Genomic DNA, 14,275 nt, shown 5'->3' on the forward strand with positions numbered 1-14,275 from the left:
GCGACAACAGGGAAGATATGATGAAACAATTCTCGCTTCGTGCGATTCTGCTGGCGACCGCAGTATCGCTGGCCCCCGCCGCTTTTGCTGAAACGCCCCTCGATACGCTGGTCGTCGCGGCGCAGATCGATGACATCATCAGCCTCGATCCGGCACAAAGCTTCGAGTTCTCGGGCAATGACGTCGACAATAACCTTTATGACCGTCTGGTCGATTTCGACCCGATGGACATGGCGGCGGGCTTCAAACCGAGCCTCGCGCAAAGCTGGGAGGTCACCGACGAGGGCAAGACCCTGACCCTGACGATGCGCGACGACGTAAAATTCCAGTCGGGCAATCCGGTCCGGGCCGAGGATGCCGCATGGTCGCTGCAGCGCGCGGTCAAGCTGAACAAATCTCCTGCCTTCATCCTGAACCAGTTCGGCTTCACCCCTGAAAACGTCGATCAGCAGGTCACCTTCGACGGCAACAAGCTGATCCTCAAGCTCGATCAGCCCTATGCCCAATCCTTCGTGCTGAACTGCTTGGCCTCGAACGTGGCCTCGGTCGTCGACAAGGAAACCGTCATGGCCCATGTCGAGGGCGAGGATTTCGGCAATACCTGGCTTTCGACCAACGCCGCGGGCTCGGGTCCCTATGCGCTGCAGGCATGGCGTCCGAACGAGGCTGTGCAGCTGACGGCCTTTGACGGCTACTGGCAGGGCGCGCCGAGCATGAAGCGCGTGATCGTGCGCCATGTTCAGGAAAGCTCGGCGCAGCGTCTGCTGCTGGAGCAGGGCGATGTCGATGTGGCACGCAACCTGACGCCGACCGATGTCGATGGCATCTCGGGCGATGAAGATCTGGTCATCGGTACCGAGCCGCGCGGCCGTATCCTGTATATGGGCCTGAGCCAGAAAGACCCGCTGCTCTCCAAGCCGGAAGTCGTCGAGGCGATAAAATACCTCGTCGATTACAAGGGGATCGAAGGCAGCTTCTTGAAGGGTCAGTTCAAGATCCATCAGAATTTCCTGCCCGAGGGCTATCTGGGCGCCTCGGACGAGAACCCTTGGACCTATGATATCGCCAAGGCCAAGAAGATCCTGACCGATGCCGGGATCACCTCGGGCACGGTCAAGACCGCCGTGCGCGACATTCAGGAATATGTGAACGTGGCGCAAACCCTGCAGGCCTCGATGGCCGAGGTCGGGCTGACGCTGGAGATCCAGCAGATGACCGGCGCGCAGGTTCTGGACGCCTATCGTGCGCGTTCGGTGCCGATCTTCATCGGCGAATGGGGCCCCGATTATGCCGATCCGAACACCAATGCCTCGACCTTCGCCTATAACCCGAACAATGCCGATGACGCGAAGCTGTCCTATCTGGCATGGCGCAACAGCTTCGCCGTTCCGGATGACATGAACAAAGCGACCATCGCCGCCACCATCGAAGGCGATACCGAGAAGCGCGTGCAGATGTATCTGGATATCCAGAAGGAATATCGCGAGATCGCGCCGATCATCCCGCTGTTCCAGCGCATCGAGCAGGCAGGTATCCAGAAGAACGTCAAGAACTGGAATGCGGGCGGGGCGGTCAGCTCGGTCTTCTATCGTCAGGTCACGAAGGAATAATAGGTGACCGAGACGGATTTGGTGAAAGCGCCGGGGCAGGGCAGCCTGCCTCCGGCGCAAGGCGGCGCGCCCGGATTTGGGCGCGTTCGTTTTCGACGCAGGGCGCGCAGCGTGGGCGGGGTTGCCCTGTCCTTGGCGCTGACGCTGCTGGGGCTTTTGCTCGTCACCTTCATCATCGGGCGGGTCATGCCGATCGACCCGGTCCTGAAGGTGGTGGGCGAGCGCGCGACGCAGGCGCAATATGACGCGGCCTATCAGGCCATGGGCCTCGACAAGCCGCTCTGGCAGCAATTCCTGCGCTATATGGGCGAGGTGCTGAGGGGCGATTTCGGCCGCTCGATCTCGACCGGTCACCAGGTCCTCGACGATCTGAAACGGGTCTTCCCGGCGACGCTGGAACTGGCGCTGCTGGGCACGCTGATCGGCGTCTTTGTCGGCGTGCCTCTGGGCGTGATCGCGGCGGCGCGGCGCGGCGGCTGGATCGACCAGATCGCCCGCGTCGTGGCGCTGGTCGGTTACTCCATGCCTATCTTTTGGCTCGGGCTGATGGGGCTGCTGCTGTTCTACGGCATGCTCGGCTGGGTCGGAGGGCCGGGACGGCAGGGCATCATCTATGACGGCATGGTTCCGAATGTCACTGGCATGATCCTGATCGACAGCCTTCTGGCCGGAGACTGGGGCGCATTCACCGATGCCTTCAGCCACATCATCCTGCCGGCGAGCCTTCTGGGCTATTTCAGCCTTGCCTATATCAGCCGGATGACCCGCAGCTTCATGCTCGAGCAACTTTCGGCGGAATATGTCACCACCGCGCGGGTCAAGGGCCTCAGCGAGGGCCGTGTGATCTGGGGTCATGCCTTCCGCAATATCCTCGTGCCGCTGATCACCGTGATCGCGCTGAGTTTCGGCGGGCTGCTGGAGGGTTCGGTGCTGACCGAGATCGTCTTCAGCTGGCCCGGCATCGGGCAATATATCACCAAGGCGCTCCTGGCGGGGGACATGAACGCGGTCCTTGGCGGCACGGTTCTGGTCGGGACCTGCTTCGTCCTGTTGAACCTGCTTTCGGACATCCTCTACCGCGTGCTGGACCCGAGGGCGAAATGACCGAGATGACGACACGCGCATGGCTTCTGACCGACGCGCCCCAGACCCGCAGGCAGGCCCGGCTGGGCGCGATCTACCAGGGCTGGCTGACTTTCCGCGCCAACAGGCTCGCCATGTTCGGGCTGGCGATCCTGATCTTGCTCGTCCTGATGGCGATTTTCGCGCCTTGGCTGTCGCCGCAAAGCCCCTTTGCGCAGAACCTCGCCGAGCGGCTGAAGCCGCCAAGCGCCGCGCATTGGCTGGGCACCGACGCTTTGGGACGGGACATCCTGTCGCGGCTGATCCATGGCTCGCGCATCACTTTGTTCATCGTCGGCACCGTGGCGCTGATTGCGCCGGTCATTGGGCTTTTCGTCGGCACGGTCGCGGGTTTCGCGGGCGGCTGGGTTGATCAGGTGCTGATGCGGATCACCGACATTTTCCTCGCCTTCCCGAAGCTGATCCTTGCACTGGCATTTGTCGCGGCCTTGGGGCCGGGGATCGGCAATGCGGTGCTGGCGCTGGCGATCACCTCATGGCCGCCTTATGCCCGGCTCGCCCGCGCCGAGACCCTGACCATCCGCCATGCCGATTACATCGCTGCCGCCCGGTTGCAAGGCGCGGGGCCGCTTCGGCTGCTGATCGGCCATGTCTGGCCGCTTTGCGTCTCTTCGCTGATCGTGCGGGTGGCCTTGGATATGGCGGGGATCATCCTTTCTGCAGCGGGCTTGGGCTTCCTTGGCCTCGGCGCGCAGCCGCCGATGCCCGAATGGGGCGCGATGATTTCGGACGGGCGGACCTATATCCTCGATTTCTGGTGGGTTGCCGCCGTGCCGGGCATGGCGATCTTTATTGTCAGCCTCGCCTTCAACCTACTGGGCGACGGGTTGCGCGACGTGCTGGACCCGAAAGGGGCAAAAGAATGAGCGCTCCGCTTCTTTCCGTCCGCAACCTGCGCGTCAGCTTCCCGACGCGTTCGGGCACCTTCGAGGCCGTGCGCGGCGTCAGCTTCGACCTTGGCCGCGAGAGGCTCGGCGTGGTGGGCGAATCCGGTTCGGGGAAATCCATGACCGGCCGCGCGATCCTCGGCCTCGTCCGCCCGCCGGGCAAGGTCTCGGCGGACCGGCTGGACCTGAATGGCGAGACCATCCTGAACCTGCCGGAGCGCAGGATGCGGGCCCTGCGCGGGGCGCGTATCAGCATGGTCATGCAGGACCCCAAGTTCAGCCTGAACCCGGTGATGACCGTCGGCCAGCAGATCATGGAGGCCTATCGCCTGCATTCCGGCCAGGGCGGCAAGGCCGCGCGGGAAAAGGCGCTCGAGATGCTCAGTGCGGTGCAGATCCGCGACCCGGAACGGGTCTTCGACGCCTATCCGCACGAGGTCTCGGGCGGCATGGGCCAACGCATCATGATCGCCATGATGCTGGCCCCGGACCCCGAGATCCTGATCGCCGATGAGCCAACCTCGGCGCTGGACGTCTCGGTCCGCAACGAGGTCCTGCGCATCATGGACAAGCTGGTGACCGAGCGCGGCATGGGGCTGATCTTCGTCAGCCATGACCTGAATCTCGTCGCGCAATTCTGCGACCGGGTGCTGATCATGTATGCGGGCCAGGTGGTCGAGGAGATCGCCGCCAAAGACCTGCACCAAGCCCGCCACCCCTATACGCAGGGGCTGTTGGAAAGCCTGCCGCGGCTTGACCACCCGGTCGAGCGTCTTGCGGTCTTGCAGCGTCAGGACAGCTGGCGCAACGATGTGAAAGGGGCCTGAAATGGCGCAGATGTTGAAAGTCGATGCGCTGAACGTCTGGTTCGGCGAGGCGCATGAGCGCGTCGATGCGGTCAAATCGGCCAGTTTCACCGTCGCCAAGGGCGAAAGCTTCGGACTGGTCGGTGAAAGCGGCTCGGGCAAGTCGACGATCCTGCGCGCCATCACCGGCCTCGCGGGCAGCTGGTCGGGCCGGATCGAGGTCGCGGGCGAGGCGGTCCATGGCCGCCACCGCTCGCGTGCCTTCCACAAGACGGTGCAGATGGTCTTTCAGGACCCCTATGCCAGCTTGCATCCGCGCCATTCCGTCGATCGGGTCCTGTCCGAGACCCTGCATCTGCAGGGCATGGACCAGATCGATGCGCGCATCACCCGGCTGCTCGATTCGGTGGGGCTCGGCAAGGGGTTCCGCTTTCGTTATCCGCATCAACTCTCGGGCGGGCAGCGTCAGCGCGTCGCCATTGCCCGCGCCTTGGCTGCCGAGCCGCAGCTTCTGCTTCTCGATGAGCCGACTTCGGCGCTGGATGTCTCGGTGCAGGCCGAGATCCTGAACCTGCTCTCGGATCTGCGCAAGGAACGCGGCCTGACTTTCGTCATGGTCAGCCATGATCTCGCGGTGGTGGCGCATATGTGCGACCGGCTGGCGGTGATGCGCGGCGGCGAGGTGGTCGAGGAAATGCCGCAGGCGAGCCTGCGCGCGGGGGCGGCGACCAGCGATTACGCGCGCAACCTGCTGGCTGCGAGCGAATCCTATCGCCGCGAGCCAGTTTAGACAGCGACGCCGAACAGCCGCCCGACCCCTGCCGTGATCGCCAGAGCCAGCACCCCGCCCAGCACCACGCGCAGGATGGCGCGGGGGGCAGGCGCGCCACCCGCCCGCGCACCAAGCCCACCGAGCAGCGCCAAGGCGATCACCACCGAGACCAGCACCGCCGGGATGACCGCGCCTCCGGGCGCGATGGCGGCGGCGACCAGCGGCAGGGCCGCCCCGATGCTGAAGGTCGCGGCCGAAGCCGCGGCGGCGAGATAAGGATTGGCGCGCGAGATTTCATTTAGCCCGATCTCGTCCCTCAGATGGGCCTGCAATGCATCCGCCGCGGTGACTTCCCGCGCGGCTTGCAGGGCCGTTCCGGGGGCCATGCCACGGCTTTCATAGATCGCGGCAAGCTCGTGCAATTCGTCTTCGGGCATGTCGCGCAGCGCGGCGGCCTCGCGGGCGATGTCGGCATGTTCGGTATCGCGCTGCGAACTGACCGAGACATATTCTCCCATTGCCATCGACAGCGCGCCGGCCACCAGCCCGGCCAGCCCCGCGACCAGCACCGCCTCGCGGTCCGGATTGGCAGCGGCGACGCCCGAGATCAGCGCGCCGACCGAAACGATGCCGTCATTCGCCCCCAGAACCGCCGCGCGCAGCCAGCCGCTGCGCATCATGAAATGCGGATCATCGGGATGGGCGCTTGGCAAATGACGCTCTATCACCTCGAACTCCATCTGACGGGTCGGCTATCAGCAGGATAGGCAGAGCGCGCGCCGATTGGCCAGACCGCGCCCGCGCGAGCGGCGGAATGTCGCGGGAATTGAAATCCTTCGCCGATTGGGTGAAAAACCGACATGGATATTGAAAGCCGCGCCCAGACCTTCGAGACTGCCCTTCGCCGCGCAGGAATCCGCATCACGCGGCAGCGCGCGGCGCTTTTACGGGTACTTGCCTCGACCGATGACCATCCCGATGCGAGCCAGCTCTATGCCCGTGCGACCGAGGCGGGCGCGGGCGTGTCGCTTGCCACGGTCTATCGTACCCTCGCCGCGCTCGAGGCGCAGGGCGTGATCCACAAGCTGGAATTCGAGGGGGCCGCCGCCCGTTTCGAGCCTGCCGATGGCAAGCATCACGATCACATGATTGATGTCGAGACCGGCGAGGTCATGGAATTCGTCAGCGAGCGGATCGAGAAATTGCAGGCCGAGATCGCAGCCGAACTGGGCTATGAGATCGTCCGCCACCGGCTCGAGCTTTACGTCCGCCGCAAGCCATGACCCTGCGCATCTTCGATAAGATCATCTCTGATCGGGGTTCGCGCTATGCCGTCTCGGGCGGGCCCGCGCGGGACCGCACCGAGGCCGAGGCGCTGATTTCCGAGTTGAAACGCAACAAGAAATTCGCCAAGGCCACGCATAACACCTGGGCCGCGATCCTCTCGGGCGAGGGGGTCAAGGATGATGACGGCGAATCCGGGGCAGGCCAGATCATCCTGCAGATGCTGGAACGCGCCGGTCTCACCGATCATGTCGTGGTCGTGACGCGCTGGTACGGCGGCAAGCATCTGGGCGGCGACCGCTTCAGACATGTCGTCGATGCCACGCGCCATTACCTTGCCGAGGTTCAGGGCTGAAAGGCATGCGCCTGCAACAGTTCCAGCGGCACGATATCCAAGGTGCGCTCATGCGTGGCCTCAAGCACGACCTTGGGTGCAGCGAATTCCTGCGCCGCCTGCAGGAAACGTGAGGCGCAAAGGCACCAGCGATCCCCCGGCTTCAGGCCGGGAAAGCGGAACTCGGGCCGGGGCGTGCTGAGGTCATTGCCGAGATATTTCGAAAGAGCGAGGAATTCGGCGGTGGCTATGACGCAGACCGTGTGGCGCCCCGCATCCTCGGGCCCGGTATTGCAGCATCCGTCGCGGTAGAACTCGGTCAGAGGTGTATTCGAACAAAGTTCAAGTTTACCTCCCAGCACGTTGATCTTGCTGTCCATTGCGCGCTCCTTTCGCTCAGCGGAAACGCTCGCTCAGCGCGCGCAGGCGGTCGCTGATGCTTTGCGGTTCCTCGGTTTGGGGGGCGGGTTTGGCCGCAGGGGCTGTCGGCTTGGATTGGGTTGGGGCATCGCCCCGAGGCCGCGTGCCGCTGTTGCGCGCGGGCGCGACGCGGGCCAAAACCGCATTCATGAAACGCGCATCATCGCCCGAGGCCAAGGCCGCTGCGCCGTCCGAGATCCCGCGCAGCAGATCGTCCATCCCCGCTTCCTCGGCCTTGGCGAAATCCGACAGCACGTAATGCGCGACCCGGTCCTTGTGGCCGGGATGGCCGATGCCGATGCGCAAGCGGCGATAGGCCTCGCCGATATGCTGATGGATCGAGCGCAGCCCGTTATGCCCGGCATGTCCCCCGCCAAGCTTGAGCCTTGCCTTGCCGGGGGGCAGGTCCAATTCGTCATGCAGCACGATCACATCGCCGGGCTCGAGCTTCAGATAGCGCATCGCCTCGCCGACCGATTGCCCCGAGAGATTCATGAAGGTCGCGGGCTTCAAAAGCGTCACGCGCATATCCCCCAGCCGCCCTTCGGCGGTCTCGCCTTGAAAACGTGCCCGCCAAGGCCCAAATCCCTGATCCGAGGCGATCCGGTCCAGCGCCATGAAGCCGATATTGTGGCGGTTCTTTTCGTATTTCGTGCCCGGATTGCCCAGGCCGACGATCAGTTTCATCAGTTTCTCCGTCGATTGCGGGCAGGATACCGGTCCCGGCGGGCGGGAGCAATTTCTAACGCTCTCTTGTCCTCGCGGTCAGGCGTTACTAAGACTCTCTCAAGGTTTCGCGGTTATCACGGTCCGAATGGGGTTTCCCCGGGCGAATCGCGGTGCGGGCAGGCAGGGATAAAAGCAAGGAAAGACATGCAAGATCCGGCAGAATTCTACATGAACACGCTCGTCCCCATGGTCGTCGAACAGACCAGCCGGGGCGAACGGGCCTATGACATCTTTTCGCGCCTGCTCAAGGAACGGATCATTTTCCTGTCCGGCCCCGTGCATGACGGCATGGCGACGCTGATCTCGGCGCAGTTGCTGTTCCTTGAGGCGGAAAACCCCAACAAAGACATCAGCATGTATATCAACAGCCCCGGCGGTGTCGTGACCGCGGGCCTGTCGATCTATGACACGATGCAATATATCAAGCCGCGCGTCTCGACGCTGGTGGTGGGGCAGGCGGCCTCGATGGGTTCGCTCTTGCTCTGCGCGGGCCAGCCGGGCCAGCGTTTCTCGCTGCCGAACAGCCGCGTCATGGTGCACCAGCCCTCGGGCGGGTTCCAGGGTCAGGCGACCGACATCCTGATCCATGCGCGCGAGACCGAAAAGCTCAAGCGCCGCCTGAACGAGATCTATGTCCAGCATACCGGCCGGACCCTCGAAGAGGTCGAAGAAGCGCTGGAACGCGACCGTTTCATGTCGCCCGAAGAGGCCAAGGAATGGGGCCTGATCGACGAAATTCTCGTGGCGCGCGGCAAGGCCGATCCCACGGCCTGACACGGGCCCGCCGCAAGGGAACGTTCCGTTTTTGGGATTGTGACGGGCCAAACCGGCCCGTAACATGCGGAGAAAGGCAAGGCGCGGGCAAATTCGCGCGATGAAGCAGCGGATGCCCGGCGATCTTGCCGGACATCTGGCGCAATACGAGGATCGAACTGATGGCCAATCCGACCGGCGGCGACAGCAAGAACACGCTTTACTGCAGCTTCTGCGGCAAGAGCCAGCATGAGGTGCGCAAGCTGATTGCCGGTCCGACCGTTTTTATCTGCGACGAATGCGTCGAACTCTGCATGGACATCATCCGTGAAGAGACGAAAAGCTCGGCGCTGAAGTCCGGCGACGGCGTCCCGAGCCCGCGCGAGATCTGCAATGTTCTCGACGATTATGTGATCGGGCAGGAACATGCGAAACGCGTGCTCTCGGTCGCGGTGCATAACCATTACAAACGGCTGAACCACAGCTCGAAGAACGATATCGAACTGGCGAAGTCGAATATCCTGCTGATCGGACCGACCGGCTGCGGCAAGACGCTGCTCGCGCAGACCCTGGCGCGCATCCTCGACGTGCCCTTTACCATGGCCGATGCGACGACGCTGACCGAAGCCGGCTACGTCGGCGAGGATGTCGAGAACATCATCCTGAAGCTCTTGCAGGCCAGCGAATACAATGTCGAGCGGGCGCAGCGCGGCATCGTCTATATCGACGAGGTCGACAAGATCACCCGCAAATCCGACAACCCCTCGATCACCCGTGACGTTTCGGGCGAGGGCGTGCAGCAGGCGCTTCTGAAGATCATGGAAGGCACTGTGGCAAGCGTGCCGCCGCAAGGTGGCCGCAAGCATCCGCAGCAGGAATTCCTGCAGGTGGACACGACCAACATCCTGTTCATCTGCGGCGGGGCCTTTGCCGGTCTGGATCGCATCATCGCGCAGCGCAACAAGGGCACCGCGATGGGCTTCGGCGCAGCGGTCAAGGAAGAGAACGACAAGGGCGTGGGCGAGCTTTTCAAGCAGCTCGAGCCTGAGGATCTGCTGAAATTCGGCCTGATCCCGGAATTCGTCGGCCGTCTGCCGGTCATCGCGACGCTGGGCGATCTCGACGAGGATGCGCTGATCGCCATCCTGACCAAGCCCAAGAACGCGCTGGTCAAGCAGTATCAGCGCCTCTTCGATCTTGAGGATGTGAAGCTGACCTTCACCGAGGACGCGCTGGTCGCCATCGCGCGGCGCGCCATCAAGCGCAAGACCGGGGCGCGCGGGCTGCGCTCGATCATGGAGGACATCCTGCTCGACACGATGTTCGAACTGCCCGGCCTCGACAGTGTCGAGGAGGTCGTGGTGAACGAAGAGGCGGTGGATAACAGCAATGCCAAGCCCCTCCTGATCCATACCGATGCGAAAAAGGAAACTGCGACGGCGGGCTGAACCCGTCCCCCCGCAGAAATCCGAGGGCCGGCGCCAGGCGTCGGCCCCTTTTCATGCGCGGCCTGAGGTCATTGCCGCCACTGGGCCAAGGGAATTCTCCGCAATCACTGGACCTCGACCGCGGATTGCGCCATATCTCGGCCAAATAATGACGAGGTTCGCATCCATGTCCTTTCTGCTGCGCGTACTGACCTGGTGGAACAGCCAGACCATCAACACCCAAGTCTGGACCAAGCTCTATGGCGAAAAGGTGGGCGAGGATGATCAGGGCAACATCTACTACCAATCCGGTGGCGGCAAGCGCCGCTGGGTGATCTATAACGGCGAGGCCGAGGCGAGCCGTGTCGCTCCTGAATGGCATGGCTGGCTGCACCATACCTATAAGCAGCCGCCCACGACCGACCCGCTGGCCCGGAAATCCTGGGAAAAGCCGCATCAACCCAACCAGACCGGTACCGCCTCGGCCTATCACCCGGCCGGGTCGCTCTATCGCCCCGAGCCCGCTGCGCGTCGTGACTATGACGCATGGCAGCCCGAATAAGCCATGCAAAGCGCCGCGGAACGGACTGAACTCTGGGTCGGGGCCGCAATACTCGCCTTGGCCTGCGGCTTTTTGCTGTGGTCGACCGGTGGCTCTGCCTCGCGCGGGCTGGGCGGGGACAGCTATGAGCTTTATGCCGCTTTCCCGAATGTCGACGGAATCGAAGTTGGCACCGATATCCGTGTCGCGGGCGTCAAGGTCGGGCGGGTCAGCGCAGTCGAATTGAACCCAGGGACCTATATGGCCGAGGCCCGGCTGCGCATTCCGGGCGACATCCTCATGCCCACGGACAGCGCCGCCCTGATCCAGACCGATGGCCTGCTCGGGGGTGCATATATCGAACTGCAGCCCGGAGGTGCGCCCGAGAATCTGGGTCCCGGCGACGAGATCGAGGATGTGCAGGGTGCCGTCAGCCTGCTTTCGCTGATGATGAAATTCGTGGATGCTCAGGCCGGGGAGGAAAGCGAATGATCCGCCTGCTGCAGGGATTCTGTCTGGCCGTGCTGATCCTTGGCGCGGCTCCTGTCCGCGCGCAAGAGGATGGCGAGATCCCCGAAGAGGGACCGATCATCGACTTTGAGATGGATCCGGCCTTTAGCGACGATCCGAATACGACGGTGGTCGCCGAGCCCTCGGCGGCCGAACGCCAAGCCGCCATTGATGCGGCCCGCGGACCCGAGACGGCGCGCGCGCAGGGCGCGAACCTGCGCGGGCTGGACAAGGTGACGGGTCAGCTTCTCGATTTCACCATGGCGGCGGGCGAGCAGGCGGAATTCGGGCGCTTGCGCGTCACTCTGGCCGAGTGCCGCTTTCCTGCCGATGACCCGGAATCAGATGCCTATGCCGAGTTGACGGTGTTCGACAAGCGCGCGAACAACACGGTGTTTTCCGGCTGGATGATCGCATCCTCTCCGGCGCTGTCGGCCATGGACGACCCGCGTTACGATGTCTGGGTCATGTCCTGCAGCAAAAGCTGAATATCGGGCAATTCGGCTGCGGTGAAATCGGCGCGGCGGCGGATCGCGGTGCCCAGCCTGCGGCGATATTCCTGACGCGGAATGATGAACCCGCCCATTGAGGCCAGATGGGGCGTGCCGTATTGCGTGTCCCACAAGGTGAAGCCCGCCTGATGCAGGTGATGGGACATCCAGATCAGTGCGGCCTTTGAGGCATTGTCCCGCCGCGAAAACATGCTTTCGGCGAAAAATGCCGCGCCAAGCGAGACGCCATAGGTCCCGCCGACAAGCGCGTCACCCTCATAGATTTCAAGCGAATGGGCGTGGCCCAGCTTGTGCAATTCAAGGTATAGCGCAACAAGCGGGGCATTGATCCAGGTCTCGCTGCGATCGGCGCAACCGTTCACCACGCCCAGAAAGTCCCGGTTGATCGTGGCGCGCCAGCCGCATTGCCGCAGCCAGCGCCGCATCGAGCGCGAGACATGCACGCCTCCGATCGGAAGCAGGCCCCGGTCCGGCGGGTCGAACCAGTAGAGTTGCGGATCCTCGGCCGACTGAGCCATCGGAAAGACGCCCTGCGCATATGCCAGAAGCAATCTTTCCGCGGTCAGCATTGTCATCTCGCGTCAGTTGTCCGGATTGGCCAGTTGCGCGAGCCAGCGTTCCAGCCAGTGGATCGAGTAATCTCCGGTCTGGATGTCCTTGTTCTGCAGAAGCGACGTGAACAGCGGGACGGTGGTGTCGATGCCGTCGACGATCAGTTCGCCAAGCGCACGGTCAAGCCGCGCCAGTGCCTCGCGGCGGTCGCGGCCATGCACGATCAGCTTGCCGATCAGGCTGTCGTAATAGGGCGGGATCTTGTAGCCGTCATAGATCGCCGAATCCATGCGTACGCCCAGGCCGCCGGGGGCGTGGTACTGGGTGATCTTGCCGGGCGAGGGGGTGAAGTTCGGCAGTTTCTCGGCATTGATCCGCACCTCGATGGCATGGCCGCGGATTTGCAGGTCTTCCTGCTTGAACTCCATCTCTTCGCCAGCCGCGACAAGGATCTGCTGGCGGACGAGGTCTACACCGAAGATCGCCTCGGTCACCGGATGCTCGACCTGCAGGCGGGTGTTCATCTCGATGAAATAGAACTCGCCATCTTCGAAGAGGAATTCGATCGTGCCGGCGCCGCGATAGCCCAGCTTCGACATCGCGTCGGCGCAGATCTTGCCGATGCGGGCGCGCTGCTCGGGGGTGATCGCCGGGCCGGGGGCCTCTTCGAAGACCTTCTGGTGGCGGCGCTGCAGCGAGCAGTCGCGTTCGCCCAGATGGACCGCGCGGCCGCGACCGTCGCCAAAGACCTGAATCTCGATATGGCGGGGGCGCTGCAGGTACTTCTCGATATAGACTTCGTCATTACCGAAGGCGGCCTTGGCTTCCGAACGCGCGGTGCGGAAGGCGGTCTCAAGACCCGCTTCGTCAACCGCGACTTTCATGCCGCGCCCGCCGCCGCCGGCGGTTGCCTTGATGATGACCGGATAGCCGATTTCGGCCGCGACGCGTTTCGCCGCCGCGACATCGGGCACGCCGCCATCCGAGCCGGGAACGACCGGAATGCCAAGCGCCTTCGCGGTGTCCTTGGCGGTGATCTTGTCGCCCATGATGCGGATATGCTCGGCCGAGGGGCCGATAAAGGCGATGCCATGGTCTTCGACCATCTGCACGAAGCCTGCATTTTCCGAGAGGAAGCCGTAGCCCGGATGGATCGCCTGCGCGCCGGTGATCTCGCAGGCGGCGATGATCGCGGACATGGACAGGTAGCTTTCCGACGAGGAGGGCGGGCCGATGCAGACCGATTCGTCCGCCATGCGCACATGCATGGCGTCCGAATCGGCGGTCGAATGGACCGCCACCGAGGCAATGCCCATCTCGCGGCAGGCGCGGATCACCCGCAGGGCGATCTCGCCGCGATTGGCGATCAGGATCTTGTCGAACATCTCGGCCTCACTCGACGACCATCAGGGGCGCGCCGAATTCGACCGGGCTGCCGTCATCGACGAGAATGCGCTTGACCGTGCCCGAGCGGGGCGACGGGATGTGGTTCATGGTCTTCATCGCCTCGACGATCAGCAGCGTTTCGCCTTCTTTGACCTGTTTGCCAACGGTGACGAATGCTGCCGCGCCCGGCTCGGGCGACAGGTAGGCGGTGCCGACCATGGGCGAGGTCACGATGCCCGGCAGGCTGGCCGGATCCTCGCTGGCCGCGGGGGCGGCTGCGGCGGCAGCCGGCGCGGCTGCGACAGGGGCTGAGGCCAGCGGCGCGGCAGCGGCGGCCACGGTCTGGATGACCTGCTTGCTCTGTTTCGACAGGCTCACGGTCAGACGGTCATTCTCGCCATATTCGCGCTTGACCGACAGTTCGGTCAGTTCATTGCGGTTGAGCAGCTCGGCCAGGGCCTGGATGAAGGCCACATCGCCTTCGCTGGTACGTTCGTCCTGACCTGCGTGATTTTTATCGTCGCTCATGCCGTCCTCTGGAGTTTTTCATTTAAGGCCGCACCCTTTGGCACGGCGGTTGCGCAGCTTATAGCCTGTGCGGTGACCCGA

General features: G+C 63.6%; 18 protein-coding genes. 12 read left to right on the forward strand and 6 right to left on the reverse strand.

Features of this window, described 5'->3' with window-relative positions:
• Nucleotides 1-17: 17 nt before the first annotated feature.
• From ESZ60_RS05030 to ESZ60_RS05050, 5 genes are all read left to right on the forward strand, one after another.
• Nucleotides 18-1,610, forward strand: coding sequence for an ABC transporter substrate-binding protein (locus ESZ60_RS05030; RefSeq protein WP_134679330.1), 1,593 nt, complete (start codon nt 18-20; stop codon nt 1,608-1,610).
• 111 nt (nt 1,611-1,721) lie between these two features.
• On the forward strand, nt 1,722-2,714 hold the full coding sequence (locus ESZ60_RS05035; protein ID WP_134679430.1) for an ABC transporter permease: 993 nt from the start codon (nt 1,722-1,724) through the stop codon (nt 2,712-2,714).
• Nucleotides 2,711-3,619 carry a nickel transporter permease gene (gene nikC, locus ESZ60_RS05040; RefSeq protein WP_134679331.1) on the forward strand — a complete coding sequence of 303 codons (909 nt, stop codon included), beginning with the start codon at nt 2,711-2,713 and terminating at the stop codon, nt 3,617-3,619. The genes ESZ60_RS05035 and nikC overlap by 4 nt, the downstream gene beginning before the upstream one ends.
• On the forward strand, nt 3,616-4,467 hold the full coding sequence (locus ESZ60_RS05045) for an ABC transporter ATP-binding protein (protein ID WP_134679332.1): 852 nt from the start codon (nt 3,616-3,618) through the stop codon (nt 4,465-4,467). The genes nikC and ESZ60_RS05045 overlap by 4 nt, the downstream gene beginning before the upstream one ends.
• A gap of 1 nt (nt 4,468) precedes the next feature.
• Nucleotides 4,469-5,236 (forward strand): ABC transporter ATP-binding protein, encoded by a 768-nt coding sequence (locus ESZ60_RS05050; RefSeq protein WP_245155582.1) that lies wholly within the window; start codon nt 4,469-4,471, stop codon nt 5,234-5,236.
• Here the strand turns inward: ESZ60_RS05050 and ESZ60_RS05055 are convergent.
• Nucleotides 5,233-5,898 carry a VIT1/CCC1 transporter family protein gene (locus ESZ60_RS05055; RefSeq protein WP_134679432.1) on the reverse strand — a complete coding sequence of 222 codons (666 nt, stop codon included), beginning with the start codon at nt 5,896-5,898 and terminating at the stop codon, nt 5,233-5,235. The genes ESZ60_RS05050 and ESZ60_RS05055 overlap by 4 nt on opposite strands.
• Nucleotides 5,899-6,078: 180 nt before the next feature.
• Between ESZ60_RS05055 and ESZ60_RS05060 the strand changes: the two genes are divergently transcribed.
• On the forward strand, nt 6,079-6,501 hold the full coding sequence (locus ESZ60_RS05060; protein ID WP_134679333.1) for a Fur family transcriptional regulator: 423 nt from the start codon (nt 6,079-6,081) through the stop codon (nt 6,499-6,501).
• On the forward strand, nt 6,498-6,857 hold the full coding sequence (locus ESZ60_RS05065; protein WP_134679334.1) for a YigZ family protein: 360 nt from the start codon (nt 6,498-6,500) through the stop codon (nt 6,855-6,857). The genes ESZ60_RS05060 and ESZ60_RS05065 overlap by 4 nt, the downstream gene beginning before the upstream one ends.
• Here ESZ60_RS05065 and ESZ60_RS05070 read toward each other — a convergent pair.
• Entirely contained in the window at nt 6,848-7,216 is a 369-nt protein-coding gene (locus ESZ60_RS05070; protein ID WP_134679335.1) for a DUF2237 family protein, read from the reverse strand. The genes ESZ60_RS05065 and ESZ60_RS05070 overlap by 10 nt on opposite strands.
• Nucleotides 7,217-7,232: 16 nt before the next feature.
• Nucleotides 7,233-7,943: an aminoacyl-tRNA hydrolase gene (gene pth / locus ESZ60_RS05075; protein ID WP_134679336.1), complete on the reverse strand. Its 711-nt coding sequence runs from the start codon at nt 7,941-7,943 to the stop codon at nt 7,233-7,235.
• 186 nt (nt 7,944-8,129) lie between these two features.
• Between pth and ESZ60_RS05080 the strand changes: the two genes are divergently transcribed.
• From ESZ60_RS05080 to ESZ60_RS05100, 5 genes are all read left to right on the forward strand, one after another.
• A complete protein-coding gene (locus tag ESZ60_RS05080; RefSeq protein WP_134679337.1) occupies nt 8,130-8,759 on the forward strand; it encodes an ATP-dependent Clp protease proteolytic subunit in 630 nt (209 codons plus the stop codon).
• Nucleotides 8,760-8,920: 161 nt separating this feature from the next.
• Nucleotides 8,921-10,186 carry an ATP-dependent Clp protease ATP-binding subunit ClpX gene (gene clpX, locus ESZ60_RS05085; RefSeq protein WP_134679338.1) on the forward strand — a complete coding sequence of 422 codons (1,266 nt, stop codon included), beginning with the start codon at nt 8,921-8,923 and terminating at the stop codon, nt 10,184-10,186.
• A 166-nt stretch (nt 10,187-10,352) separates the two neighbouring features.
• Nucleotides 10,353-10,727, forward strand: coding sequence for an NADH:ubiquinone oxidoreductase subunit NDUFA12 (locus ESZ60_RS05090; RefSeq protein WP_134679339.1), 375 nt, complete (start codon nt 10,353-10,355; stop codon nt 10,725-10,727).
• Between the two features lie 3 nt (nt 10,728-10,730).
• Nucleotides 10,731-11,198: an outer membrane lipid asymmetry maintenance protein MlaD gene (gene mlaD / locus ESZ60_RS05095; RefSeq protein WP_134679340.1), complete on the forward strand. Its 468-nt coding sequence runs from the start codon at nt 10,731-10,733 to the stop codon at nt 11,196-11,198.
• Nucleotides 11,195-11,704 (forward strand): DUF2155 domain-containing protein, encoded by a 510-nt coding sequence (locus ESZ60_RS05100; protein ID WP_134679341.1) that lies wholly within the window; start codon nt 11,195-11,197, stop codon nt 11,702-11,704. Before mlaD ends, ESZ60_RS05100 begins: the two co-directional genes overlap by 4 nt.
• On the opposite strand, the gene aat is transcribed toward ESZ60_RS05100, so the two are convergent.
• The 3 genes from aat to accB are packed head-to-tail and all read right to left on the reverse strand — an operon-like array spanning nt 11,668 to nt 14,194.
• A complete protein-coding gene (gene aat, locus ESZ60_RS05105; protein ID WP_134679342.1) occupies nt 11,668-12,303 on the reverse strand; it encodes a leucyl/phenylalanyl-tRNA--protein transferase in 636 nt (211 codons plus the stop codon). The genes ESZ60_RS05100 and aat overlap by 37 nt on opposite strands.
• 6 nt (nt 12,304-12,309) lie before the next feature.
• Complete coding sequence (gene accC / locus ESZ60_RS05110; protein WP_134679343.1) at nt 12,310-13,665, reverse strand: acetyl-CoA carboxylase biotin carboxylase subunit; 1,356 nt, start codon at nt 13,663-13,665, stop codon at nt 12,310-12,312.
• Between the two features lie 7 nt (nt 13,666-13,672).
• Nucleotides 13,673-14,194, reverse strand: a complete 522-nt coding sequence (gene accB / locus ESZ60_RS05115) for an acetyl-CoA carboxylase biotin carboxyl carrier protein (protein ID WP_134679344.1) — start codon at nt 14,192-14,194, stop codon at nt 13,673-13,675.
• Nucleotides 14,195-14,275: the final 81 nt, after the last annotated feature.

The sequence above is a fragment of the Paracoccus ravus genome, from assembly GCF_004522175.1.
GTDB classification, from domain to species: domain Bacteria; phylum Pseudomonadota; class Alphaproteobacteria; order Rhodobacterales; family Rhodobacteraceae; genus Paracoccus; species Paracoccus ravus.